This window comes from Bradyrhizobium ottawaense, from assembly GCF_900099825.1.
Taxonomy (GTDB): domain Bacteria; phylum Pseudomonadota; class Alphaproteobacteria; order Rhizobiales; family Xanthobacteraceae; genus Bradyrhizobium; species Bradyrhizobium ottawaense_A.
Genome location: NZ_LT629693.1, coordinates 5,701,364 through 5,724,802, shown reverse-complemented (window position 1 = coordinate 5,724,802; position 23,439 = coordinate 5,701,364). Strand labels below are relative to the sequence as shown.

28 protein-coding genes are annotated in these 23,439 nt (G+C 62.6%); 20 read left to right on the top strand and 8 right to left on the bottom strand.

Going from position 1 to position 23,439, the window contains the following annotated elements; translation table 11 throughout:
* Window positions 1-128: 128 nt before the first annotated feature.
* The 7 genes from BLR13_RS26745 (at window position 129) to BLR13_RS26715 (ending at window position 6,345) form a co-directional block, all read left to right on the top strand.
* The gene (locus tag BLR13_RS26745; RefSeq protein WP_074817745.1) at window positions 129-749 is read left to right on the top strand and encodes a response regulator transcription factor; all 621 of its coding nucleotides are present in this window, start codon (window positions 129-131) and stop codon (window positions 747-749) included.
* 78 nt (window positions 750-827) lie between these two features.
* Window positions 828-1,673, top strand: coding sequence for an S-formylglutathione hydrolase (gene fghA / locus BLR13_RS26740; protein ID WP_074817746.1), 846 nt, complete (start codon window positions 828-830; stop codon window positions 1,671-1,673).
* Between the two features lie 200 nt (window positions 1,674-1,873).
* A complete protein-coding gene (locus tag BLR13_RS26735) occupies window positions 1,874-3,055 on the top strand; it encodes an ABC transporter substrate-binding protein (protein ID WP_074817748.1) in 1,182 nt (393 codons plus the stop codon).
* Window positions 3,040-4,059 carry a YVTN family beta-propeller repeat protein gene (locus BLR13_RS26730; protein ID WP_091976764.1) on the top strand — a complete coding sequence of 340 codons (1,020 nt, stop codon included), beginning with the start codon at window positions 3,040-3,042 and terminating at the stop codon, window positions 4,057-4,059. Before BLR13_RS26735 ends, BLR13_RS26730 begins: the two co-directional genes overlap by 16 nt.
* Window positions 4,056-4,877: an ABC transporter ATP-binding protein gene (locus BLR13_RS26725; protein WP_079585842.1), complete on the top strand. Its 822-nt coding sequence runs from the start codon at window positions 4,056-4,058 to the stop codon at window positions 4,875-4,877. The genes BLR13_RS26730 and BLR13_RS26725 overlap by 4 nt, the downstream gene beginning before the upstream one ends.
* The gene (locus BLR13_RS26720) at window positions 4,874-5,722 is read left to right on the top strand and encodes an ABC transporter permease (RefSeq protein WP_074817750.1); all 849 of its coding nucleotides are present in this window, start codon (window positions 4,874-4,876) and stop codon (window positions 5,720-5,722) included. The genes BLR13_RS26725 and BLR13_RS26720 overlap by 4 nt, the downstream gene beginning before the upstream one ends.
* On the top strand, window positions 5,719-6,345 hold the full coding sequence (locus tag BLR13_RS26715) for a hypothetical protein (protein ID WP_074817752.1): 627 nt from the start codon (window positions 5,719-5,721) through the stop codon (window positions 6,343-6,345). Before BLR13_RS26720 ends, BLR13_RS26715 begins: the two co-directional genes overlap by 4 nt.
* Before the next feature lie 19 nt (window positions 6,346-6,364).
* Here the strand turns inward: BLR13_RS26715 and BLR13_RS26710 are convergent, their stop codons facing one another.
* Both BLR13_RS26710 and BLR13_RS26705 read right to left on the bottom strand, forming a co-directional pair.
* Window positions 6,365-6,931, bottom strand: coding sequence for a PQQ-dependent catabolism-associated CXXCW motif protein (locus tag BLR13_RS26710; RefSeq protein ID WP_074817754.1), 567 nt, complete (start codon window positions 6,929-6,931; stop codon window positions 6,365-6,367).
* Window positions 6,931-7,815 carry a substrate-binding domain-containing protein gene (locus BLR13_RS26705; protein WP_074831077.1) on the bottom strand — a complete coding sequence of 295 codons (885 nt, stop codon included), beginning with the start codon at window positions 7,813-7,815 and terminating at the stop codon, window positions 6,931-6,933. The genes BLR13_RS26710 and BLR13_RS26705 overlap by 1 nt, the downstream gene beginning before the upstream one ends.
* A 232-nt stretch (window positions 7,816-8,047) precedes the next feature.
* On the opposite strand from BLR13_RS26705, the gene BLR13_RS26700 reads away from it, so the two are divergent.
* Window positions 8,048-8,974, top strand: a complete 927-nt coding sequence (locus BLR13_RS26700) for a quinoprotein relay system zinc metallohydrolase 2 (RefSeq protein WP_074817755.1) — start codon at window positions 8,048-8,050, stop codon at window positions 8,972-8,974.
* Between the two features lie 56 nt (window positions 8,975-9,030).
* The gene (locus BLR13_RS26695; RefSeq protein WP_074831078.1) at window positions 9,031-9,855 is read left to right on the top strand and encodes a quinoprotein dehydrogenase-associated SoxYZ-like carrier; all 825 of its coding nucleotides are present in this window, start codon (window positions 9,031-9,033) and stop codon (window positions 9,853-9,855) included.
* A 44-nt stretch (window positions 9,856-9,899) separates the two neighbouring features.
* On the opposite strand, the gene BLR13_RS26690 is transcribed toward BLR13_RS26695, so the two are convergent.
* Window positions 9,900-10,256: a hypothetical protein gene (locus BLR13_RS26690; protein ID WP_074831080.1), complete on the bottom strand. Its 357-nt coding sequence runs from the start codon at window positions 10,254-10,256 to the stop codon at window positions 9,900-9,902.
* Window positions 10,257-10,372: 116 nt separating this feature from the next.
* Between BLR13_RS26690 and BLR13_RS26685 the strand changes: the two genes are divergently transcribed.
* Window positions 10,373-10,720 (top strand): hypothetical protein, encoded by a 348-nt coding sequence (locus tag BLR13_RS26685; RefSeq protein WP_433994286.1) that lies wholly within the window; start codon window positions 10,373-10,375, stop codon window positions 10,718-10,720.
* Between the two features lie 38 nt (window positions 10,721-10,758).
* Here the strand turns inward: BLR13_RS26685 and BLR13_RS26680 are convergent, their stop codons facing one another.
* The 3 genes from BLR13_RS26680 to pqqA form a co-directional block, all read right to left on the bottom strand.
* Window positions 10,759-10,995, bottom strand: coding sequence for a hypothetical protein (locus BLR13_RS26680; protein ID WP_074817757.1), 237 nt, complete (start codon window positions 10,993-10,995; stop codon window positions 10,759-10,761).
* 133 nt (window positions 10,996-11,128) lie between these two features.
* Window positions 11,129-11,998: a hypothetical protein gene (locus BLR13_RS26675; RefSeq protein WP_074817759.1), complete on the bottom strand. Its 870-nt coding sequence runs from the start codon at window positions 11,996-11,998 to the stop codon at window positions 11,129-11,131.
* 352 nt (window positions 11,999-12,350) lie between these two features.
* Window positions 12,351-12,431 carry a pyrroloquinoline quinone precursor peptide PqqA gene (gene pqqA / locus BLR13_RS26670; RefSeq protein ID WP_074817761.1) on the bottom strand — a complete coding sequence of 27 codons (81 nt, stop codon included), beginning with the start codon at window positions 12,429-12,431 and terminating at the stop codon, window positions 12,351-12,353.
* Between the two features lie 284 nt (window positions 12,432-12,715).
* Between pqqA and BLR13_RS26665 the strand changes: the two genes are divergently transcribed.
* The 4 genes from BLR13_RS26665 (at window position 12,716) to BLR13_RS26650 (ending at window position 15,082) form a co-directional block, all read left to right on the top strand.
* Window positions 12,716-13,486: a MotA/TolQ/ExbB proton channel family protein gene (locus BLR13_RS26665; RefSeq protein WP_074817763.1), complete on the top strand. Its 771-nt coding sequence runs from the start codon at window positions 12,716-12,718 to the stop codon at window positions 13,484-13,486.
* Window positions 13,483-14,115 carry a hypothetical protein gene (locus BLR13_RS26660; protein WP_074817766.1) on the top strand — a complete coding sequence of 211 codons (633 nt, stop codon included), beginning with the start codon at window positions 13,483-13,485 and terminating at the stop codon, window positions 14,113-14,115. The genes BLR13_RS26665 and BLR13_RS26660 overlap by 4 nt, the downstream gene beginning before the upstream one ends.
* Window positions 14,116-14,120: 5 nt before the next feature.
* Window positions 14,121-14,735, top strand: coding sequence for a hypothetical protein (locus BLR13_RS26655; protein ID WP_083387580.1), 615 nt, complete (start codon window positions 14,121-14,123; stop codon window positions 14,733-14,735).
* Window positions 14,736-14,866: 131 nt separating this feature from the next.
* A complete protein-coding gene (locus BLR13_RS26650) occupies window positions 14,867-15,082 on the top strand; it encodes a hypothetical protein (RefSeq protein ID WP_244524943.1) in 216 nt (71 codons plus the stop codon).
* 26 nt (window positions 15,083-15,108) lie between these two features.
* Here the strand turns inward: BLR13_RS26650 and BLR13_RS26645 are convergent, their stop codons facing one another.
* Together BLR13_RS26645 and BLR13_RS26640 are read right to left on the bottom strand one after the other, a co-directional pair.
* A complete protein-coding gene (locus BLR13_RS26645) occupies window positions 15,109-15,450 on the bottom strand; it encodes a hypothetical protein (RefSeq protein WP_091976760.1) in 342 nt (113 codons plus the stop codon).
* 287 nt (window positions 15,451-15,737) lie between these two features.
* A complete protein-coding gene (locus BLR13_RS26640; protein ID WP_074817773.1) occupies window positions 15,738-16,373 on the bottom strand; it encodes a TetR/AcrR family transcriptional regulator in 636 nt (211 codons plus the stop codon).
* Between the two features lie 238 nt (window positions 16,374-16,611).
* Here BLR13_RS26640 and BLR13_RS26635 point away from each other — a divergent pair, with 238 nt between their 5' ends.
* The 6 genes from BLR13_RS26635 to BLR13_RS26610 are packed head-to-tail and all read left to right on the top strand — an operon-like array spanning window position 16,612 to window position 23,421.
* Window positions 16,612-17,925: a phytoene desaturase family protein gene (locus BLR13_RS26635; protein ID WP_074817775.1), complete on the top strand. Its 1,314-nt coding sequence runs from the start codon at window positions 16,612-16,614 to the stop codon at window positions 17,923-17,925.
* Window positions 17,925-18,779, top strand: a complete 855-nt coding sequence (locus BLR13_RS26630) for an ABC transporter ATP-binding protein (protein WP_244524942.1) — start codon at window positions 17,925-17,927, stop codon at window positions 18,777-18,779. Before BLR13_RS26635 ends, BLR13_RS26630 begins: the two co-directional genes overlap by 1 nt.
* Entirely contained in the window at window positions 18,776-19,567 is a 792-nt protein-coding gene (locus BLR13_RS26625; RefSeq protein ID WP_074831081.1) for an ABC transporter ATP-binding protein, read from the top strand. The genes BLR13_RS26630 and BLR13_RS26625 overlap by 4 nt, the downstream gene beginning before the upstream one ends.
* On the top strand, window positions 19,567-21,501 hold the full coding sequence (locus BLR13_RS26620) for an AMP-dependent synthetase/ligase (RefSeq protein WP_083387581.1): 1,935 nt from the start codon (window positions 19,567-19,569) through the stop codon (window positions 21,499-21,501). The genes BLR13_RS26625 and BLR13_RS26620 overlap by 1 nt, the downstream gene beginning before the upstream one ends.
* Window positions 21,501-22,373: a branched-chain amino acid ABC transporter permease gene (locus BLR13_RS26615; RefSeq protein WP_074817779.1), complete on the top strand. Its 873-nt coding sequence runs from the start codon at window positions 21,501-21,503 to the stop codon at window positions 22,371-22,373. The genes BLR13_RS26620 and BLR13_RS26615 overlap by 1 nt, the downstream gene beginning before the upstream one ends.
* 1 nt (window position 22,374) lies before the next feature.
* Complete coding sequence (locus BLR13_RS26610; protein ID WP_074817781.1) at window positions 22,375-23,421, top strand: branched-chain amino acid ABC transporter permease; 1,047 nt, start codon at window positions 22,375-22,377, stop codon at window positions 23,419-23,421.
* The last annotated feature ends 18 nt before the right edge of the window (window positions 23,422-23,439 follow it).

The window sequence follows — 23,439 nt, the reverse complement described above, 5'->3', positions numbered from 1 at the left end:
ATCTAATGGAAGCGTACAGCAACATCGCTCGGGTTGCATAATCGGTTGACGGCGAGCCTGACACCGACGTTCTTGTAACTGATGCGGTGCAGCAACGCGACACGTTGCGGGACGCATCGGAGACTGCCATGCGCATTCTGATCGTAGATGACCATCCGATCGTAGCATCCGGCTGCCGCGCCGTTCTCGCCGACGAACCCGCGATCGTGTTACTGGAAGCCTGCGACGCCGAGAGCGGCGAGCAGGCCTTCAACACCGAGCGTCCCGACATCTGCGTGATCGACATCAACCTGCCGACGGTGTCGGGATTCGAACTGGCGCGGCGCATTCTCGTCCGCGATGCCTCCGCACGCATCATCATGTTCAGCATGAACGACGATCCGGTATTCGCCGCCCGCGCGATCGAGATCGGCGCCAAGGGCTATGTCTCGAAGACCGGCGATCCCCACGACCTCGTCGAGGCCATCCATGAAGTCGGAAAGGGCGGAGAATATCTGCCGCCTGCGATGGCACGCAGCATTGCGTTCGCCGGCCCGGCCTTTGCCCGGAGCCCGCTTTCGAAACTGACCACACGCGAAATGGAGATCCTGCGCCTGCTCAGCGCCGGTAAAAGTCTCTCCGAGGTCGCCTGGCTCGTTCACTCCTCCTACAAGACGGTCGCCAACACCTCCTCGATCATGCGTCAGAAGCTCGGTGTACGGACCTCGGTCGAACTGGTCCGGTTCGCGATCGAGAGCGGCGTCGCCTGAAGCGCATGATGTCAAAGCCGCGAACTCCAAGACCTTGAACTCCAAAATCTTGAACTCCAAAATCTTGAACTCAATGGCGTGACCATGCAGACCGTCTCCCTCAATCGATCGTATGGCGGCACGCAAGGCGTCTACAAGCACGCCAGTCGCGAGACCGGAACCGAGATGGCTTTTTCGGTTTACGTACCGCCACACCCCGACGGCGCGAAGCTTCCGGTGGTCTGGTATCTGTCGGGACTGACCTGCACCCACGCCAACGTCACCGAAAAAGGCGAATTCCGCAGCGCTTGCGCGGAATTGGGTTTGATCTTCGTCGCGCCCGACACCAGTCCGCGCGGCGAAGGCGTGCCCGGCGATCCCGCCAACGCCTACGATTTCGGGTTAGGCGCCGGCTTCTATGTCGATGCGACGCAAGCGCCGTTTGACCGCCATTACCGCATGTGGAGTTACGTCACGGCGGAATTGCCGGAACTGGTTGCCGCACAATTCCCGGTCGATCCCAAACGGCAATCCATCCTTGGCCATTCCATGGGCGGTCACGGCGCGCTCACCGCGGCGCTGCGCCATCCCGACCGCTACCGCGCCGCCAGCGCCTTTGCACCGATCGTGGCACCCTCGCGCGTACCCTGGGGGATCAAGGCACTCGGCGGCTATCTCGGCGACGACAAGCAGGCATGGCGCCGGCACGACGCGGTGGCGCTGATCGAGGACGGCGCCAGATTCAGGGACTTGCTGGTGGATTACGGCGACGCCGATCCGTTTCTCACCGAACAGCTTCGCCCCGAATTGCTGCAGGCCGCCTGCGACAAAGCCGGCCTCCCCCTCACCTTGCGCCGTCAGGCCGGTTACGATCACAGCTACTACTTCATCTCCACCTTCATGGGCGATCACCTGCGCTGGCACGCCACGCGCCTGAAGGCTTGAGTTCGGTTGAAGCCGTTGAGGTCGCAGCGTGCGCACCGATCGCGCCTCCATTCCGTGGGGATGAACGGCGCTCTCGAAAGCGTGATCTCTCACACTGACGACAGCAAGCTGGCCAAGGTGGGGTTGCAAGCTGCGAGAATTCGGTCATGTTTCAACTCAAGCGCCCCACCGTCAACCGATGAGGCGTATCGGGAGGAACCATGATCCGATGGTTGGTCGCTGCGATCGGCTTCTGCGTCGCGGCTACCCCTGTGTTCGCGGCTGACCCCATTGAGATCGGCATCGGCTATCTCGGTCACGCCGGCGTCAAGGCAAAACTGTCGCTGGTCGAACAGCCGGCCGATAACGACGGCGTGGCGGGAGCGCGGCTCGCCATCGAGGACAACAACACCACCGGAAAATTCCTCAATCAGCATTTTACGCTGGAAGAGGTTCGACTCAAGGACGGCGACGACGCGGTCAAAGCAGTAACAGCACTCGCCGACCGCAACGGCTTCATCATTGCCGATCTGCCGGCGGATGAATTGCTGAAGGCCGCCGACGCCGTGCGCGAACGCGGGACAGTGCTGTTTAACGCCGGATCGATCGACGACCGTCTGCGTGAAACCGACTGCCGCGCCAACATCGTCCATGTCGCGCCGACGCGCTCGATGCTCGCGGACGCACTCGCCCAGTATCTGGTGTGGAAGCAGTGGAAGCGCTGGCTGCTGGTGGCGGGGTCGCATGACCAGGACAAGCTCTATGCCGACGCGCTGCGACGCGCCGCCTCGCGCTTCGGCGCCAAGATCGTTCAGGAGCGGACCTTCGAGGACACCGGCGGCGCCCGCCGCACCGACAGCGGCGTCACCCTGATCCAGCGTCAAATGCCGGTGTTCACGCAAGCTGCGCCGGCCTACGACGTTCTCGTCGCAGCCGATGAAAGCGAGGTGTTCGCTTCCTATCTGCCTTACCGCACCTGGGACCCGCGACCGGTCGCGGGCTCGGCGGGCCTGGTGCCGGCCAGTTGGGACGCCGCGCAGGATCAATGGGGCGCGGTGCAGATGCAGAACCGGTTCATGAAATTGAATTCACGGCATATGACCGCGCTGGACATGCAGGCCTGGACGGCAGTGCGCATGCTCGGTGAGGCGACATCGCGCACCAGTTCCGGCGACTCCAAAACGGTATTCCACTTTCTGAAGGGACCGGACTTTTCGGTCGCGGCCTTCAAGGGACAGCGGCTGACGCTGCGCGACTGGAATTTGCAGCTTCGCCAGCCGATCCTGCTGGTCGACGGTCGCATGGTCGTCTCGGTTTCGCCGCAGGAAGGTTTTCTGCATCAGACCTCGGAACTCGATACGCTCGGCGTCGATCGCCCGGAGACCAAATGCAAGCTGCACTGAAGCAAGCTGCACTGAAGACGGAGAGGTTTGGCATGTGGCGCGGTTGTCTGCTCCCGGTGATGGCGATGTCGCTCGCAGCCGCCTCACCCGCTCACGCCTTCATGGCCTACGTGTCGAACGAGAAGAGCAATACCGTCTCGGTCATCGACACCGATAGCTGGACCGTCACCAAAACCATCAAGGTCGGACAGCGGCCGCGCGGCATCGAGTTCACGCGGGACGGCAAGTTCGTGCTGGTCGCGGTCGGTGACGACGACAAGATCGAAGTCATCGACACCAGGACCCAGCAGGTGGTGGATTCCCTGCCCTCCGGCCCCGATCCCGAACTGTTCACCCAGGACGCCGCCGGCAAGACCCTCTATGTCGCCAATGAGAACGACAACACGGTGACGATCATCGATCTCGAGAAGCGCGTGCGCCTCGGCGACATCCAGGTCGGCGTCGAGCCCGAGGGCATGGCGATCAGCCCTGATGGCAAGACCCTGATCAACACGTCAGAGACGACCAACATGGCGCATTTCATCGACACCGCGACGCGCCAGGTCGTCGCCAATGTGCTGGTCGACTCGCGGCCGCGCTTTGCCGAATTCAAGCGCGACGGTTCCGAACTGTGGGTATCGTCGGAGATCGGCGGCACCGTGTCGGTGATCGACCCCGTCAAGCACGCGGTGACCGGTAAAATCACTTTTGAGATTCCGGGCCTGCGGCGCGAGGCGATCCAGCCCGTGGGCATCGGCATGACCAAGGACGGTAAGACCGCTTTCATCGCGCTCGGCCCGGCCAACCGTATCGCCGTCGTCGACGGCGCGAGTCATGCGATCAAAAAATATCTCCTGGTCGGCCAGCGGGTCTGGCACATGGCCTTCACGCCGGAGGAAAAGTATCTGCTGGTGACCAATGGCGTATCGAACGACGTCTCGGTGATCGACGTCGCCGCGCAAAAGGTCATCAAGACCATCCAGGTCGGCGAGCTACCCTGGGGCATCACGATGGCGCAACCATGACGACCTCAGCCGCACCCACTGCCGGACAGAATGCGCAGGACCCCCCTGCCCCCGCTTGCACAGCGGGGATACGGGCGCTGTCGATCAGCGGCGTCAGCCATAGCTATGGCCCGCGGCGCGCCCTCATCGATATCAACTTTGCCGTCGCGCCGGCGAGCTTCACGGCGCTGCTTGGCCTCAACGGCGCCGGCAAGAGCACGCTGTTCGCTTTGGTGACGCGGCTGTTTGGAATTCAGGCCGGCCATATCGGTATTTTCGGCCATGACATCGGGCTTGCACCGGGCGAAGCGCTGCGGCTGCTTGGCGTCGTGTTCCAGCCGCGCACGCTCGATCTCGATCTCTCGGTGACGCAAAACCTGCTGTATCACGCGGCCCTGCATGGCATCGGCCGGCGCGACGCGCGCTCGCGCAGCGGCGAGGTGCTGACGCAGATCGGACTTGCCGATCGCGCCGGCAGCAAGGTGCGGGATCTCTCCGGCGGCCAGATGCGGCGGCTGGAAATCGCCCGCGCCTTGCTGCACCGGCCCCGCCTGCTGCTGCTCGACGAAGCCACCGTCGGGCTCGACGTCAAGGCGCGCGCCGATATCCTCAGCCACGTCCGGCAGCTCGTCACCGAGCAAGGCATCGGCGTGCTGTGGGCCACGCATCTGTTCGACGAGATCACCGCCAGCGACGATCTCGTGGTCCTGCATCAGGGACGAATTCTCGCGCAAGGTCCGGTCGCGCGCGTCATCGCCGAAGCCGGCGCCGACAACGTCAACGCCGCTTTCATGCGCCTGACCGGAACCGCAGCTTTAGCCGGGAGCCCCGCGCCATGAGCTCCACGACCGTCCGCCCCGCCGAACGCGGTTTCTCGTTTGCGGAATATCTCATCTGCCTGAACGGCATCGTGTGGCGCGAAGCGCTGCGCTTCCTGCACCAGCGCGAACGCTTCGTGTCGGCGCTGGTGCGGCCTTTGGTGTGGCTTTTCATCTTTGCAGCCGGCTTCCGCCAGGTGCTCGGCATTTCCATCATCCCGCCGTACGAGACCTACATCCTCTACGAGGTCTATATCGCGCCCGGACTGATGGCGATGATCCAGTTGTTCAACGGCATGCAATCCTCGCTCTCGATGGTCTACGACCGCGAGATGGGCAACATGCGCACTCTGCTGGTGAGCCCGTTGCCACGCGGGTATCTCCTGTTCTGCAAGCTGCTTGCCGGCACCGCGGTCTCGCTGCTCCAGGTCTACGCCTTCCTGCTGATCGCATGGTTCTGGGACATCGCCCCGCCGCCGACGGGCTATCTCACGGTGCTGCCAGCGCTGGTCCTCTCGGGCCTGATGCTGGGCGCGCTTGGCATGCTGATCTCATCCGGCATCAAGCAGTTGGAGAATTTTGCCGGCGTGATGAACTTCGTGATCTTTCCGATGTTCTTCGCTTCCTCCGCGCTCTATCCGCTGTGGCGGGTTCAGGAAGGCAGCCCCCTGCTCTACTACGTCTGCCTGTTCAACCCGTTCACCCATGCGGTCGAGCTGATACGCTTTGCGTTGTACGGGCAGATCAACTGGATTTCGCTGGCGGTCGTGGGCGGCTGCAGCGCCGCCTTCATGTTGGGGGCGATCTACGCCTACGATCCATCGCGCGGCCTGATCCGCCGCGGACCTGCCGGAGGCGAGACATGAGATGGCGAATCCCGATCAGTGTCGCAATCGCCGCGTTGCTTGCCATGGTGACGTCGGCTGACTTCTGTCTGGCCGCCGATCCGCGTTACCCGGATTGGCCGTGTGCCCAGGCCAAGGTGCCGGAGATATCGCTCGCGGCGGTCTGGGCGGGCCCGCCGCTCGACGACGTCCAGGACAAATGGAAGAACGATGCCAAAGTGAGCGCGCTGGTGACGAAACTGGCGGCGCGACGGTTGCCTCTCGACGACGCGCAAAAGGCGATCGCGGAATATTTGACCGCTGCTGCGGCCGACAAGGCGACCCAAGGCAAGCTGCTGTTCGCCGGCCTGTTCGATACCCTCAATGCGCAGCGCTCATCGGTCATGAACGGGCTCGAGCGGGTGATGCGCAAGCAGCGCGAGGCCGCGGAGAAAATTCGCGCCGATACGCTGGCGCTGCAGGCGCTGCAGGATGCGCCGAAGCCCGATCAGACCAAGGTCGAGGAATTCGGTAACCAGCTGGTCTGGGAAACCCGCATTTTCGAGGACCGGCGGCGCGTGGTCAAATTCGTCTGCGAAGTGCCGACGGCGATCGACCAGCGGCTGTTTGCGCTTGGCCGCACGATTCAGCAGGAAATGGAATAGCGCGGCCAAGCCGCGGAGACTAACGCGGCGTCTCTTCCGCGGCGCGCGGCTCCGGCTGAGACTCCACCAGCGGCAGGCCGGCGAATTCCCAGCCGTCGGTGCCTTCCGGGTACCACGCCACATCGCGATAGCCGTACGACAGGACTCGTTTCGCCGCATTCCAGGACATCCAGCAATCGGCCTGGCAATAGATCACGAGCAGCATGCCGTCGTTGCGGCCGGACGCGCGTTTCAATCCCTGCTTCAGATAGTCCTCGGTCGCGGCCGATAGCTTCCCGTAACCAGTGTCAGGCAACCATACGCTGCCGGGAATGCTGAACCGTGGCTTGTCGCGCCAGACCGTGTCCGCGGGAAGATTTTGCGGCTTCGGCGCACGCGGCAACACGTCGATGAAGACGCCGGTCTTTGCGCGCCAGATCGTCTCGGCTTCGGCGGTGGTCAAGACACGTCCGCCGGAAAGCGTCGCAGGCACCGGCGCGCGGTAATTCTCGGTGCGGTATTGTTCCGGTTCGGGAGCGCGTTCCTGCGCACGGGCCGGGATCGTCGATCCGACCATCGCCAGGACCAGGCCCGCGAATACCCTCATCATGGCAGTTTAGTAGCGGTCTCCGAACCGAGCGGCCGGTCGTTCTCGTCGAGCAGGGGAACGCCGTAGTCGAGCAGTATCTTGTTGATGGCCGGCTGATTTTCCTGGATCAGGCGATTGAGCAGCCGCTTCCAGTTCTGGTCGGCGCCCCGCACCCCCATGCCGATGCGAAACGTCAATCGAGGTCCCGTCGTTTCCTTGACGAGCGGCGTGACGTGGAGCTGTGGGTTGGATCGCTTGGCATAAAAGCCCGCCATTGGACCCCACAAAATCCCGGCATCGATCGTACCCGACATCAGATCGCCGATCATCGCTTCCGCCGACGAATCGAAGCGGGTATCGATCATCAGCGGATAGGGTTTTGCATTCATCATCAAACCGTTGGCCGCCATGTTGGTGGCGGGCGGCGTGCCGGCGACGATGCCGATATGCTTGCCCTTGAGACGCGCGTCATCCAGCGTGTTGACTTCGTCGAGGCCGCTGCCCGGCTTGGCGACCAGCGCATAGGCCGTGCGGTAATACGGATTGGTGCCCTGAACCAGTTCGTCGCCCTGCGGAAAGCCCATGATGACGTCGCAGCGATGGGCACCAAGCGTCATCCGGACGAAGCCGGTCGCCTGCGGAAAGTACATGTAGTCGAGCTTCTTCTGCAGCTTCTCCGCAAATAATTCGGCGAGCTTGTTCTCGAAACCCTCGCCCTTCTCGTTCGAGAACGGCAGGTTGCGCGGATCGGCACAGACGCGCAGGACTTTGGGATCGACAAGCTCGATCGATAGATCGCCGGTTTCATTGATCTGTGCAACCGCTGCAACGCGGCCGAGCAAGATGGCGGCGACAACAACCAGTGAAGCCAGCAGCCAGCGACGTCGTCCGGCATCCGTCATCGAGAGCTGTTGCACGTCGCGCCCACCATGTTGCCAACCATCCATCGGCGTCGGCGATCGCAACGAACCGAAGTTCAGGTGAGCCGCAGACAATCAAAATGCTATGCTTCCCAACCGGAGCGTGCAACAGGAATAATCCTTGTGAAAGTTTGCGTCTGTTGCGACGCAAACCAATCATGGCGACGGAACACAGATCGTTGATAACGCTTCGTGGTGGCACGGAGGCAAGACCATGGCTCGCTGCGTGTTGATCCTTGCTTCGTTGGTGATGCTTTGGTCATCGACGTTGACGCAAGCACAGCAACCAGCGTTGCCGGTGAACGAGATCGCTCCCGGCGTATTCGTGCATGACGGCCAGACCGCGCTGATGACGCGCGAGAACGACGGCGCCATCGCCAATATCGGATTTGTCATCGGCAATGACGCAGTCGCGGTGATCGATACCGGCGGCAGTGTTCGCGAGGGACTGCAATTGCTCGCAGCGATCCGCGCGCGCACCGACAGGCCGATCCGATACGTCGTCAATACCCACGGCCATCCCGATCACGTTTTCGGCAATGCGGCCTTCGTGGCTGATGGAACCGTATTTGTCGGCCACAAGAATTTGCCACGGGCACTGGCCACGCGCGGATCGTTCTACATCGACGCCTTTCGCCGCATCATGGGCGACGCGTTGATCGCTCCGGTGCGGATCGTACCCCCGACGCTTCTGGTCGACGGCACGCTCAAGCTCGATCTCGGTTCGCGCACCCTGCTGCTGCGGTCGTGGCCGACGGCGCACAGCGACAGCGACCTCACTTTGTTTGACGAGCAGACCGCAACGCTGTTCGCGGGCGACCTGGTATTCCTTACCCACGTCCCCGTGATGGACGGCAGCATTCGTGGCTATCTTGCCGTCATCGACCAACTTGCCACCCAGCCCGCGCAGCGCGTGATTCCCGGTCACGGAGCTGTAAGCGCATGGCCGGACGCGCTTGCCGACGAGCGCCGTTATCTCCAGACGCTGGCGTCGGACGTTCGCGCGCTGGTCGCCGGCGGCAAGCCGATCACGGCTGCCGCCAGTATCGCTGCCGCTTCCGAGCGATCGCGATGGGAATTGTTCGACGACTACAATGCCCGCAACGCAACCGCAGCATTCTCCGAAATTGAATGGGAATAGCCAGCGCGATGCGGTATATTGGTGTCGTTGCTTCCAGCTTCGCGAAGGGTACGACCATGTCCGGAACTCATTTCCGCCTGCTCTGCATCGCTGGCCTGCTTGTGTTCGGCGCGCAGCAGACGCCCGCGGCAACGTCGGAAACCTATGATCCGTGGCCCGGCCTGGTCCAGGATATCTTCAACAATCGCCCGATGAACGATGGCAACGACGTGATTGCGATCGAAATGCCGTACCGCGCCGAGGATGCCGCGATCGTTCCCGTCACCTTGAAAACGAAGCTGTCGCCCGGCGACGACCGTCGCATCGTGAGCATTACGCTGGTCATCGACCAGAACCCCGCACCGATGGCAGCGAAGTTTGAGCTCGGTCCGGACGCAAGGGTGTCGGAAATATCGACACGCGTGCGCGTCAACAATTACAGCGACGTTCATGCGGTGGCCGAGCTCAGTGACGGCAAGCTCTATGTGACGAAGACCTACGTCAAGGCTTCCGGCGGCTGCTCGGCGCCTGCCGCCAAGAATGCTGAAGAAGCCAACAACCGGCTGGGCCAGATGCGCTACCGGCAATTCGCAAAATCCGGCGAAGGTCCGACCAGCGGCGCCCGCGAGGCCCAGATCATGATCGGCCATCCCAACAATTCCGGCCTGCAGATGGACCAGGTCACGCAGCTTTATATCCCCGCGTTTTTCGTTAACGAACTGCGTCTCTGGCAGGACGGCAGCCCGGTACTGAGGGTGGAAGGCGGGATTTCAATCTCGGAAGATCCCAACATCCGCTTCACCTATGTCTCGAATGGCGCCAAGCGCTTTCGCGCCGAGGCCAAGGATACCGAAGGCCACGTATTCCAGCACGAATGGAATGTCGACGCGTCAGGCATTTGACGTCGGACGACGCGGCGCTGGATGGATTGCAGTGATGCCGCGCCTCAGAAACACCTGACCTCGGCTTCGGCCTGGGCGCGCCTGAGATCATTGAGCGCGCTTGCCGCCTGCTCGGAGGTACGGAACTGGCCGCCAAGATTACCCCTGACCTGCGACATGCTCAGCACGGTCTCCGCGGTGACGTAGCGGTCATAGGGCACGAGCGATGCGACGACATCGATCGAACAGGAACATTGCTCGATCGCCTGTCGCGTTTCGCCATTCGCCTTCAGGCAGCCGAACACATATTCGGAGCGGGCCGACGTGGGATAATCGTTGTCGTCGGCGCGCGTCATGACGACCGCCGACATCAGCACAGCCAGTGCGCCGACACTACGTCCGATCGATCCGGCAAACGTCATGGCCATTCTCCGACTGCCAAAGCTCGAAGCTATGCTATGATCGTCGCTCTGAAAAGAAGACGATCGCGAAAGCGGTTCAAATTCCCGGGGAGGCTACCATGTTGCGCGTGCGGACCATCGTCGCCGTCTCGTTGATTGCCTTGACGGTCTCTTTGCCGAGCCAGCTCGCCGCGCAAAGCAAGGGAAAAGGCATCCGGTTGTGGAACCTGACCACGGCGACCATTTCAGGTTTTCAGCTATCGCCCGCCGGAAAGACCGATTGGGGACCCAACCAGACCCTGAACGACAAAGACAAGGAAGTCGACCACGACGAACGTCTGCGCATCACCGGCGTTGAGCCCGGCCGCTACGACGCTAAGGTGAGTTACCGGGACTCACGGCAATGCGTGGTGCGCGATATTGAAATCAGGGCCGACGCGGTGTTCTCGATTGCGGACAAGGATCTGAAGGACTGCAACAAATAGCCCGTACAACAAAATGAACCTGCTAAAGCGATCCCGCTTCAGCTTGCGCGAGTTGGCTTGCCGGCATCCGCTTTGTCATTGGTGTGCGGATATTCGCAGCGCCATTTGACTGCGGTCCATTTCGGGTGGTCACCGACCCATTGCGCGATGTAGGGCGGCGCGGCCATGACGCATTGCGTCAGTGAGCCACTGTAGGAAAACACCAGATGGGTGTCCTCGCAGGTGGTTGGCGACAGTACCGCACATACCGTCACAATCAGGTCGATCGGATTCATGCCTGATATCCCTCCGATTGATTCGTCAAAAACTTAGCACGCCCAAATACGTAGCCGAGGAAGCGAGGTTTCACACCACCGTGAAAATGCGGGGATCAAGCCCGGTGCTGAATCCAGCAGAGCCGACAAGGCCTTAGAAGTTGACGCCAAACACCAGCCGGGCCTGGTGCCGCTCGAAATTGACGAGGTCGAGGGCGGCTCCCGACCCGGCCGGACGCCCCCATGCCTGAACACTCCAGCTTGCGGTCAGCCGGGAACGTTCCGACAACTGGAAATACGCCGTCGGGCCGACGAACAGCGCCTGGCCGGAAAATTCTTCCAGGCCTATTCCCTCGTATTTTCGTAAGTACCGCGCCTCGCCACCGAGCAGAAACCCCGGGCGCAACTGCGCCATCACGGCGAATGCGGCGCCGATCGTGGACTCCTGTTCCGCGGCTCCCGTCCCGACGAAGCGTGTCCATTCCGGCTGATAGATCAGGTTGAGCGCCGCGACCGCGACGTTGGGAACAATCTCCCGATCGAAAGCCAATGTGAGGTCCGTGCCATATTTGCGGACCGCCGCGGCCGTGGATTCATCGATGCGATCGGCATGCGGTTCGACCGCGACCGTCAGGCCGAACGGAGCTGTTTGCCGGTCGAGAAACCGGTAGCGGAAATCCACCGAGACCCCCTGCCATCCCAATTGGCGGCGATCGTCAAACCCTGGAACGCCGTTGATATCGTGCGCCGAAAACGTGCTTCCCAGCTCGATACGGAAATTTTTGACCGGCACGAACTCCAGTTCGACTTGCTGTGCGCCCGCCCGGTACGTTCCGCTGCTTTTGCCGAACCGTCCGGTCGTCTCGGTTTGAAACTCCCGCTCCCCGACACTGCCGACATCCGTGCCGATCATGAAGCCGAAGATATGCTCGGTATCGATGCCCTCTTCGGCCTGAACGGCAGCCGGAACCAGCGCCGCAAAACACACGACGATCGCCCGGACTGTTCTTGCGCAACTAGACATTCAAACCAGAGCCATTTCAAACCAGTCAAACCAGAGTCTTTTCAAACCAGAGCCTTGGAGCCGACGGAAGCGACAGCAGCGCTGACCGGACGGCACCCTAGCACAATCCGGGAAAGGTCGTGGGCCATCGCATCCGTCGAATCGGAGGCGATCCGGCGAGAGACATTCCGTGGCGGGTTCTGGGATCGTTGCAGACGGCGGTGGAACAGTGCTTCTTCGAAGCAAGCCTTCGATGCAAGTCCGACGGCCTCAACGCCATTGCGTGGGGGAAGCGGCGTGAGGGCAGCGCACGCCTGCCCGGCTCGAAACCGCGAATGTGCTGTCGGAGCCGGGCAGATCGTCTTGATGCTGTCTACTTGCGCGCTGCGCAGGCGTACATGTTGATTTCCATGCCCACCGGCACTTCGACAACCTTCGGAGTTTTCCAAGTCATAGAGAGTCTCCCAAGTAGTTTGGCGCGAGGTCCGCACCGGTGCCGAACGTAGGGCTACCCCAGATGCCGCGCAAGTACGCCGAGTGACGGCCAAGCATCCGAAATTTCTCTCTTGGACAAAGTTAGTTCTCTCTTGGACAAAATCGCGCGGGACAAAGGTACGCGGGGCGCGCGGAAGTGCTCGCACTCAACAACATTTTGAATGGACGTTGCAACGGATTCGGTTTGCCTGCCTCAACGGTATGTGGAACGCTCAGGCCACAATCCGATGTCGAGGTGCACGAATGCCAACGACGAACGCGGATATTGATTCCTTCGGTGACCGTGGTCCGCTGCTGCGATGGTTGGTGTTTACCGGGCTCTGCATTTTTGCGTTCATTCTGCTGTGGCGCTTCGGATTGATCCGGCAGATGGTCGCGAGCGATCGCACCTATATCTCTTCGATCATCGGCTTGCTCTATGTGGCGGCGTCGTTGCACTGCCTGTGGCGCACGATCGCGATCTCGCGCGAGGGCGATGCGGCACGGCGCGGCGGAGCCTTGATCGAAGCGGGATCAGGCCCGCTTCATCTCGACGGCGACGCCGTTATCGTCGAAGGCGCCGGCAAACTCCCGCGCTGTCTCGTCGCCGAACATATCCATGATCTGGCGGTCAAGGCCCGGCTGCAGGGACCACGGCGCATTGATCAGACCCTGCTGCTGCGCGGACTTGCGGGACGGCTGCGCGGCTCCAACCAGTTCGGCGCCTTCGCCAGCGATACGCTGATGAAGCTCGGCCTGCTCGGCACCATCATCGGATTCATCATGATGCTGGCGCCGATCGCAGGCCTCGATCCCGGCGATCGCAGCACCATCAGGTCATCGATGAACCTGATGAGCGACGGCATGGCGGTCGCCATGTACGCCACGCTCGCGGGCCTCGTCGGCTCGATCCTGGTCAGGATCCAGTACTACATGCTCGATGATGCAACCGCGAAGCTGTTCGCCTATGCCGTCGGCCTGACCGAAGTCCGCGTCGTCTCGGTGCTAGAAGATCGGCCAGAGGCAGCGGAATGATCGACGAATTCGAACTGATGCCGCAGGAGGAGCCGTTCGACCCGTTCGCGGTCATGCTGTTCAAGGCGCTTCAGGTGCTGGCCTTCCTGTTTTTCATCGCGCTGCTGGCGATCGCGCCCGAGGCCAAAGACGGCAAGATCGACAGCAAGGCCGAATTCCTGGTGACGATGAGCTGGCCCGACCAGCATCCGGACGATTTCGACATGTTCGTGCAGGATCCGATCGGCAACATGGTCTGGTACCGCCGGCGCGAGGCCGGTTTCATGCTGCTCGACCGCGACGACCGCGGCGGCGCCAACGATTTCATCGTGGTCAACGGTCGCAAGGTGCTGTCGCCGATCCGCCAGGAAACGGTGAGCATCCGCGGCATCGTCGCCGGCGAATACACCGTCAACGTCTACCACTTCATCGCGATGGGCCGTGAACCCGTGCCAGTCTCGGTGAAGGTCGAGAAACTCAATCCAACCGTTCAGGTCGTCTATTACGACACCATCATGCTGCAGAGCGCCGGGACCGAGCGCACCGCCGTTCGCTTCGCGATCGACGGCAGCGGCACGGTTACCGACGTTAACAGCCGCGAAAAATCGCTGCTGCAGACGCTGCGTAATCCACGCCGCAACGCAGGCTGATGAGGATGGGACTGCAGTCGCAAATCGTCGGTCTGTCGGTCGCCTATGTCGTGCTGGCGGCGTTGCTGCTCGTGATCGTCTTGCGCGTTCGCGCGCCGTGGCCGCTCAAGGTTGCCGCCGTTGTCGTCACCAGCATTTTTTATGGCGTGGCGTTCTTCCGCGTCGAAGGCCTGCCTGGATGGTCGGCGGCCGCACCCTTGCCGCCGCAGTTTCAACTGCTTTGGGCGCGGGTGGTCGATCCGAATCCGCTCGATCGCGATCCCGGCGCCGTGCATGTCTGGGTCGAGGAGCTCGACGCCGCCAATATTCCGAGCGGTCAGCCCCGCGCCTACCGGTTGCCCTATTCGCCGGCGCTTGCCGCCAAGGTGGAAGCCGCGCGCGATGAGATCCTGAAGGGCCATCCGCAAGGCGGCCGCGCGGCCGATTACGGCACCGGCACCGGACAGGCCGCGCCTGAAGGTCCATCCGACGTCACCAAGCTTCGCCCCGCCGCGGCGCCCGGCGGCGACCCGACCGGCGGCGGCCTGCTCGATCTGTCGTTCCTGACGGGTGAATCCGGCAACATCGAATTTTCAGCGCTGCCTCCGCCGGTGCTTCCGCCCAAGGACGCGCCGCCCTGACGGGCAAATTTCAGGTTTCGGGTGGCCGCGCAAATTCTGATGTCGTTTAGTCGAACACCACTGTTGAAACCGTGTCCTAAACGCTGGTTTGCGAGGCCGTCATGCGAACTTGGTACGGAGGATTACTTGGGATGTTACTCGTCGTCGGTTTGACGTCGGCAATATCTGCGCAAGACACGCGTCCGGACCGGGGCGCGCCGATCAGCACGTCGCCATCGCTGACCGGCAAGGAGCGGCTCGGCAGGAAATGGATGGACGAGCAACGGATCGACAATTGCAATGTCCCGATCGACAAGCGCGGCACCCGCCCGCGGCCAAGCAGCTGCGCGCATATTCCGACGGGATGATCGACAACGACGGCCGCGACGCGACGTCAGACGCCGCCGGGCTGAACGTAGCAGAACACGTACCGGGCGCGGCTCAGGAATACGATGCCGTGCCCGGTCGGATTCGATCTATCCCACTTGAGTTTGTTGTTGGGGATCTCAATTTCCGTTCCGATCTCGACATGGGGCCGGCCACGCGGCTCGTCCGGCCGATCGTCCGTCACGATCGCGTAGGTCTTGCCGTCCCTGACATGAACTTCATCGGCCCAATACGCATCGGCTTCGCCGCAGCATGACGCGTTGGGAACGTCGGGCTGCATCAGGGCCTGATACCATTGCTTGACCGCGGGATCGACGGCATCCCACTGTCCCAAATCGCGCGCACTCATACTCGCACCTGCGCCCAGGTAACCGAAAATACCCAGGCAAAGGACGATCCATCTCATCCCGTTGCTCCCAAAGTTGTTCCGGCAGGTTCAACAAAGCAAGCTTCGTGCCGCGGATGTCGCAGGCTTGAAAAATCGAGGTTGGAGAATGGCTTACCGTAGAAATACGGTTTCGACCGCATCCGGCGAACGCATCGGGCGGCGTCTACTTTGGCGAGAGCGCTGCTGTTTGCGGCAGCGGCTCGGACCTTGGCGCGTCGGAGCCGGGCCCTACCCGCCCGTGATAGCGGCTAAACCTTCTCGCGCCGGTTCGCCGCCACGGATTTTGCGGCACCACCCGGCGCAAATCCGTTCAGAAACAATTCGACCGCCATATCGGCGAATTCCTGCGGACCGATCGCGCCCTTGGGATCGTACCAAGTGTAGGTGAAGTTGATGATACCGAACAGGATCATCGTGTAGATCTTCTTGGTGCGCTTGACGATCCGGCCCTCGGCGTCGAGCCGCAGCATAAGATCGGTGACGATATCGACCAGCTGCCGTTCCAGATCCTTGATGGTCTGCTGCTCGTCCGCGTTGAGGAACGACAGGTCGTGAATCAGCACACGCTGTTCATGCGGCGATTTGGCATTGACCTCGACAATCGCGCGAATGACGTTCTGAAACTGCGTCAGCGTCGGGCCACCGGCGGCCACGGCGGTTTCGACGTGCTCGATCATTTCCCTGATATGTGCATCCAGGATTGCAAACAGAATGGCTTCCTTGGAGTCGAAGTAGTGATAGAGCGCGCCGCGCGACAGCTTGCAGGCGTCCGCAAGGTCGGCGATCGAGGCGCGCATATAGCCCTGGGCCGAAAACAGCCTGGCGGCATTGGTCAGGATACCCAGGTGGATGCCGTCGTAATTCTCAGAGCGTGTTCGCGCCATGGCCTGTCGTCCGCTTCATTTCAGCTTTAGCTCGTATCCGAAGGGCATGCTTAGCTGATTCAGCAGCCTTTATTCAGGCCGGGCAGCTTCGTTTCGAAAAACGCGGGCGCGCCGGGTCCAAATCCGCCCTGCGACCCCTTATCGCAAAAAATTATTTGAACGGCCAGTCGGATTATAATACAATGATCTAAATCAAGGACAGCCCGGATCAACCGGGCAGCACGCTTTGGGAGGTGGAATGACGGTCGTTCGGGCAGATGCTGTCGTAATCGGGGCCGGCGCCGGCGGGCTCTGCGCCGCCGCGCGGCTGGCCCATGCCGGGCTCCATACCCTCGTCGTCGATGACAAGGACCGGATCGGCGGCCGTGCCTCGACCGAGCAGATCGACGGTTTCACCGTCAATATCGGCGCCATCGCGATCGAACTGGGCGGGGTGTTCGAGGAGACCTTCAATACCGTCGGCGCGCCCCTCGATATCCGCACGCCGGAGCCGGCCAGCTCCTTCTTCATCGACGGCAAGCTGATCGATGTCGGCCGCGGCGGCTGGTCGCTGCTGCTCGGCCAACTGACCAAACAGGCCTCGCGCATCCTGGAGAAATTTGCCGACGCCCGCTCCGGCAACCTCCCCGATGGGCGGCAATCGACCGAGGACTGGCTCAAGACCTACACCAGCAATGCGTCGGTGCACGCGATCTTCCGCAACCTGTGCGCGGCGATCTTCGCCTGCAACGCCGACGAACTGCCGGCGCGCGCCTTCCTGACCTATTTTACCAGCAAGGGCGCCTTCAAGCGCTTCGGCTTTTGCCCGCAAGGCACGATCGGCGTCTGGAACGCGCTGGCAACCGCCATCAAGCGCAACGGCGATATCTGGCTGTCGACGCCGGCAGTCGAGATCCACTCCACCGACGGCCGCGTCGATGGCGTGACCGTCCTGCGCGATGGCCAGAGGATACGGATCGAGACCGCGCTCGTCATCAGCAATGCCGGCCCCAAGGCCACCGTGGCACTCGGCGGCGCAGCCGCTTTCCCGCCGGCTTATGTGGCGCAAGTGCGGACCGGTCTGCGTCCGGCCGCGAACATCGTCATCAATATCGCCAGCCGCGAGCCGCTGATCTCCCATCCCGGCATCGTCACCTTCGGCAAGACGCGGCGGCTCTGCAACATGGCGAACCTTTCGGCCACCTGCCCTGAGCTCGCGCCGCCGGGCTGGCATCTCTATGTCGCCTATGCCGTGCCGGTCCCGGCGCTCGGCGATTTCGATTCAGATGCCGAGGTCGAACTGGCGCTGATGGATCTGCGCGAGCAATTCCCGAACTTTGCCCAGGCTAAAATCCTGTCGATCCGCGTCATGCGCGACGACTGGCCGGCCCAGCGCAGTTGCGCCGGATACGACCTGCCGCGCGAGACCGGCATCGACGGGCTATGGTGCGTCGGCGACGCCGTGAAGCAATATGGCAATGGCGGCACCCAGGCCTGCGCGGAAACCGCAAAGCTCGTCACCGACGCGATCCTGGCGCAGCGGCAGCCCCTGCCGCGGTCGAGCCACGCGTGATGCCGGCAGCCATCCCGACGCAGGCAACGATCGGCGGCGCAAAGGGAGCGCCCGATCCGTCATGCCTGCTCGAATTCCGCAATATCCGCATCGTCTATGACAACGCCATCGAGGCGATCCGCGACGTCAGCATTGCGGTTCCCGAAGGCGGCATCGTCGCTTTGCTCGGCTCCAACGGTGCCGGCAAGTCGACGCTGTTGAAGGCGATGTCGGGCATTCTCTACACCGAGGAAGGCGTGATCGAGAACGGCACGATCCGCTTCCGCGGCGAGGACGTGCATCACCTCGCGCCCGACGAGCTGGTGCGGCGCGGCATCGTCCAGGTGCCGGAGGGCCGCCGGGTGTTTCCGGCGCTGACGATCGACGAAAACCTGCAGATGGGCGGCTACACCAGGACCGCCGCCGAGGCGCGCGACCGCCGCGAAAAGGTGTTTTCGCTGTTCCCACGCCTGTTCGAACGCCGCGACCAGATCGCGGGCTACATGTCCGGCGGCGAGCAGCAGATGCTGGCGATCGGCCGCGCCTTGATGACCGATCCGGTGTTGCTCGCGCTCGACGAACCGTCGCTCGGCCTCGCGCCGTTGATCATCGATCGCATCTATGAAGTGATCGCCAAGCTGCGCGACGAGATGAAGATGACGGTGTTGCTGGTCGAGCAGAACGCCCAGCGCGCGCTCGATATCGCCGACTACGGCTACATCCTGGAGACTGGCCGCGTCGTCCTCGACGGCTCGGCAAAGAAACTCGCCGCCAATGAGGACGTACAGGAATTCTACCTCGGCGTCTCCAACGCCGGGCGCAAGAGCCTGCGCGACGTCAAGCACTACAAGCGGCGCAAACGGTGGCTGTCGTGACCTCCCTGCTCAGGATCGAAAATCTCAGCAAGCGGTTCGGCGGCCTGCAGGCGGTGGCCGATGTCAGTCTTGCGGTGACTACAGGCGAAATTTGCAGCGTGATCGGGCCAAACGGCGCCGGCAAGACCACTTTGTTCAACATGATTTCCGGCGTGCTGCGGCCGAGCGGCGGCCGTATCGTGTTTGACGGCACCGACATGGCCGCCGTCTCGCCCTCGCGCTTCGCTGCCAAAGGCATCGGCCGGACCTTCCAGAACCTCGCGCTGTTCAAGCACGGCACCGTGGTCGAGAACATCCTGACCGGCCGGCATACCCATCTGCGCTCCAACGTGCTCGATGCCGTGATCTTCTTCGGCCGCACCCGACGCGAGGAAATCGAAGCCAGGCAGCGGGTCGAGGAAATCATCGAATTCCTCGAGATCGAGCATATCCGCGACGCCATCGTCGGCACCCTGTCCTACGGCCAGCAAAAGCGAGTCGAGCTGGCGCGGGCGCTGGCCTGCGAGCCGAAACTGCTGCTGCTCGATGAAATGGTCTCAGGCATGAACCAGGAGGAGACCGAGGACATCGCCCGCTTTGTGCTGGATATCCGCGAGGAGCTCGGCATCACCGTCCTGATGATCGAACACGAAATGCGGATCGTGATGGATATCTCCGACCGCGTGCATGTGCTGAATTTCGGCCGCAAGATCGCCGAAGGCACGCCCGCCGAGGTTAGGCGCGATCCGGCCGTGGCGGAAGCCTATCTCGGCGGCCACCGCGCCGAAGCGGCAAAGGTGGGCGCGTGATGTCGGTCCTCGAAAGCCCACGCACCGAACATCCGCCGATGCAATCGAGCTCGGCGCGGACGCCGTCCAGCGCCGACATGAGTTCTTTGCAGATCGCGCTGAAGAACGCCGCCATCACCATTCCGCAACTGCTGCGTCAGCGCGCTCTGATGCACGGCGACAGACTGGCGTTGCGCGAAAAGGAATACGGCATCTGGAATCCCTATTCCTGGGACCATTACTACCAGACCGCACGCGCGGTCGCTCTCGGCCTGCTTTCGCTCGGCCTCAAGCCGGGTGACCGCGTCGCCATCGCCGGCGAGAACACGCCGGAATGGTTTTATGCCGATCTCGGCGTCCAGATGATCGGCGCGGTCGCGGTCGGCATCTATCCGACCAATCCCTGGGTCGAACTGCAATACATCGTCCGCCACTCCGGCGCTCGCGTCGTCATCACCGGCGATCAGGAACAGACCGACAAGGTGCTGGACGCGCTCGCCAACAATGACGGCCTGCCGGCGCTCGAGGCCATTGTGTGCGTCGACACCAAGGGCCTGCGGCAGTACCGGCAACAGCAGTTGATGTCGTTCGAGAAGCTGTGCCAGCTCGGCACGGCCTATGCCCTCGAAAACCCTGAGGCCAACGCAACCCTCGACCGTCTGATTTCGCAGGCGTCGCCCGACGACGTCTCCATCCTGGTCTACACGTCAGGCACGACGGGTCCGCCAAAGGGCGCGATGCTGACGCATCGGAACCTGGTCTATGCCGCCTATATCTACGCCGAAGCCGTCGGGATCGCCGACAAGCCGTTCGAGGCCGTGAGCTACCTGCCGCTGTGCCATGTCGCTGAACGCTGCTATGGCGAGGTCACGCATCTGGTGCTCGGCGGCACCGTCAGCTTTGCGGAATCGATCGACACCGTCGCGCTCAACATCCGCGAGATTGCGCCTACGTTTTTCGTCGGCGTTCCCCGCATCTACGAGAAACTGCAGCAGGGTTTCCTGTTCCGGCTCGGCGAAAGCGGCGCGCTGCGCCAGCGCTTCGTCAAAGCCTGCCTCGCCTGGGGCCGCAAGCTGTCGGACCGGCGGCAGGCCGGGACCGCGACGTCGCTCGACGGCCTCGGCTATGCGCTGCTGTATCTCGCGTTGTTCCGCAACATTCAGCGCCATCTCGGCTTTGCCCGCAGCCGTCACCGCCTCTGCGCCGGCGCCTCGATCTCGCCGGAGACGCTGCGCTTCTTCGACATCGTCGGCCGCCCGGTTTCGCAGGGCTACGGACTGACCGAAAGCGGCGGGGTCGCCTTCATCCAGACCGGGAGCCATCACCGGCTCGGCGGCTGCGGCTTGCCGCTGCCGCTCACCGAATGGAAGCTCGACAGCGACGGCGAGATCCTGCTGCGCAATCCAGGCGTCTTCAAAGGCTATTTCCTCGACGAAAAGGCTTCGACCGCCACGGTGGAACCGGGCGGCTGGCTGCGCACCGGCGACATCGTCGAGGTCCTGGATAACGGCGAGATCACGGTGGTCGACCGCAAGAAGGCGATCATCATCACCGCGGGCGGCAAGAACATCGCCCCCTCCGAGATCGAGAACGCGCTCAAGGACTCCGAATTCATCAAGGAAGCAATCGTGGTCGGCGAGGCCAAGAAATATCTCGGCGCGATCATCCAGGTCGACTTCGACAATGTCGGGCGCTGGGCCCGCGACAAGGCCCTGCCCTACACCAACTACAAGTCGCTGTCGCAGCTTGCCGAGGTGCACGAGCTGGTCGAGCGCGTCGTCAACGAGACCAACAAGCGCTTCGCGCGTGTCGAGAACATCCGCCGCTTCGCCATCCTGGAAAAGGAACTCGACCACGACGACGGCGAGCTGACCGCCACGCAAAAGGTCCGCCGCGCCTTGATCGAGAAGAAGTTCGCGCGCGAACTCGCCATCATCTACCAGGCGGAGGGCTGATGCAGTATCTGATCCAGCTTCTGGTCTCCGGCCTTGCGGTCGGCGCCATCTATGGCCTGATCGCGATGGGCTTTGCGGTGATCTACAAGTCCACGGGCCTCGTCAATTTCGCACAGGGCGAAATGACCATGATCACGGCCTATATCGCCTGGACCATTTCGACCACGGTCAGCGGCAACGTGGTCGTGGTGGCGCTCGGCGCCATCCTCGCGGCCGTCGTGCTCGGCCTCGTGATCGAGCGGCTGGTGATGCGGCCGATGCTGGGCGAGCCGGTCTTTGCCACCGTCATGGTGACCATTGGTCTGGCGGTGATCTTGCGATCGTCGATCAACTTCATCTGGGATGCCTACCCGCACGGCCTCGACATCGGCGTCGGCCGCACCATCGTGCGGATCGGCGGGGTCGGCGTCCGCACCGGGCAAATCGCCGTCATCGTCACGCTTCTCATACTTCTCGCCGCGATCTGGGCATTCTTCCGTTACAGCAAGATCGGCGTCGCGATGCGCGCCGTTGCCGCCGACGACCGCACCGCGCTCTTGATGGGCATCAGCGCAACAAGGGTGCATGCGATGGCCTGGGCCGCCTCCTCCGTCATCGCCGGTATCGGCGGCGTGTTCTTTGCGCTGTCCTATGATCTCTCGCCGGCAATGTTCCAGCTCGGGCTCAAGGCGTTTCCGGCCACGATCCTGGGTGGCCTCGACGCCGTGCTCGGATCCGGCCTCGGCGGGCTCCTGATCGGGATCACCGAGAATCTCGCCGGCGGCTATGTCGGCTCCGGCATGAAGGAAGTCGCGGGCTTTGCCATGATCATCGTGGTGCTGATGATACGTCCGTTCGGCATCTTCGGCGAACGCGACATCGAGAGGGTCTGAGATGCGTACCGGAGATTTCAAGCAGACCTACGGCGAACTCGTCACGCTGGTGGATTCGCCGCCGGTATGGCTGTGGTCGGCCGCGCTGGTCGCGGCGCTGATCGCAGCACCGTTTGTGCTGAACTCCTATGCGCTGTCGTTCCTGATGATCATCCTGATCACCGGGGTCGGCGCGCTGGGACTGAACATCCTGACCGGCTATACCGGGCTGATCTCGCTCGGCCATGTCGGTTTCCTCGTCACGGGCGCCTACGCCTATGCGGTGCTGGTTTCGAAATACCACATGCATCCGCTGATCGGCTTCCTCGGCGCCGGTATCGTGCCGGCGCTCGCCAGCCTCATCGTCGGCGCGCCGTCGCTGCGACTGAAGGGACTTTATCTCGCCATCACCACGCTGGCATTTTCCTTCATCATCAACACCGTGATCCTGGAAGCGCGGTGGCTGACCAACGGCGCCCGCGGCATTTCGGTGCAGCGGCCGGAAATGTTTGGCCTCAGCTTCGACGGCGATGCCGCCTTTACCTATCTCTGCCTCGGCTTTGCCGTGCTCACGCTGTTCGCCACCCTCAACATCCGCCGCAGCCGCGTCGGGCGAGCGTTCGTCGCGATCCGCGACAACGACACCGCCGCCCGCGTGATGGGCATCAACCTGCACGCCTACAAGCTGTTCGCCTTTGTCACCTCCGCCTTCATCACCGGCCTCGCGGGCGCGCTGTACGGCATCTATCTGTCGTTCGTCAGCGTCGAAGGCTTTCCGTTCCTGCTCTCGATCGAGGCGCTGGCGATCCTGATCGTCGGCGGGCTCGGCTCGGCGCTCGGCGCCGTGCTCGGCACCATCCTGATCGTACTGCTGCCGGAAGCGACGCGGCTGGTGTTCAGCCTGTTCAGCGCGCAGATGGACGCTGTGTTCACCACCGGCGCGCAGGAACTCAAGAGCATGCTCTACGGCCTCGTCATCATCCTGTTCCTGCGCTTCCAGCCGCGCGGGCTGGTCGGTGCCTGGCACGATCTCAGGCGAATGTGGGTGAACTGGCCGCTTCGGTACTGACAAAAAAGCAATCCATCA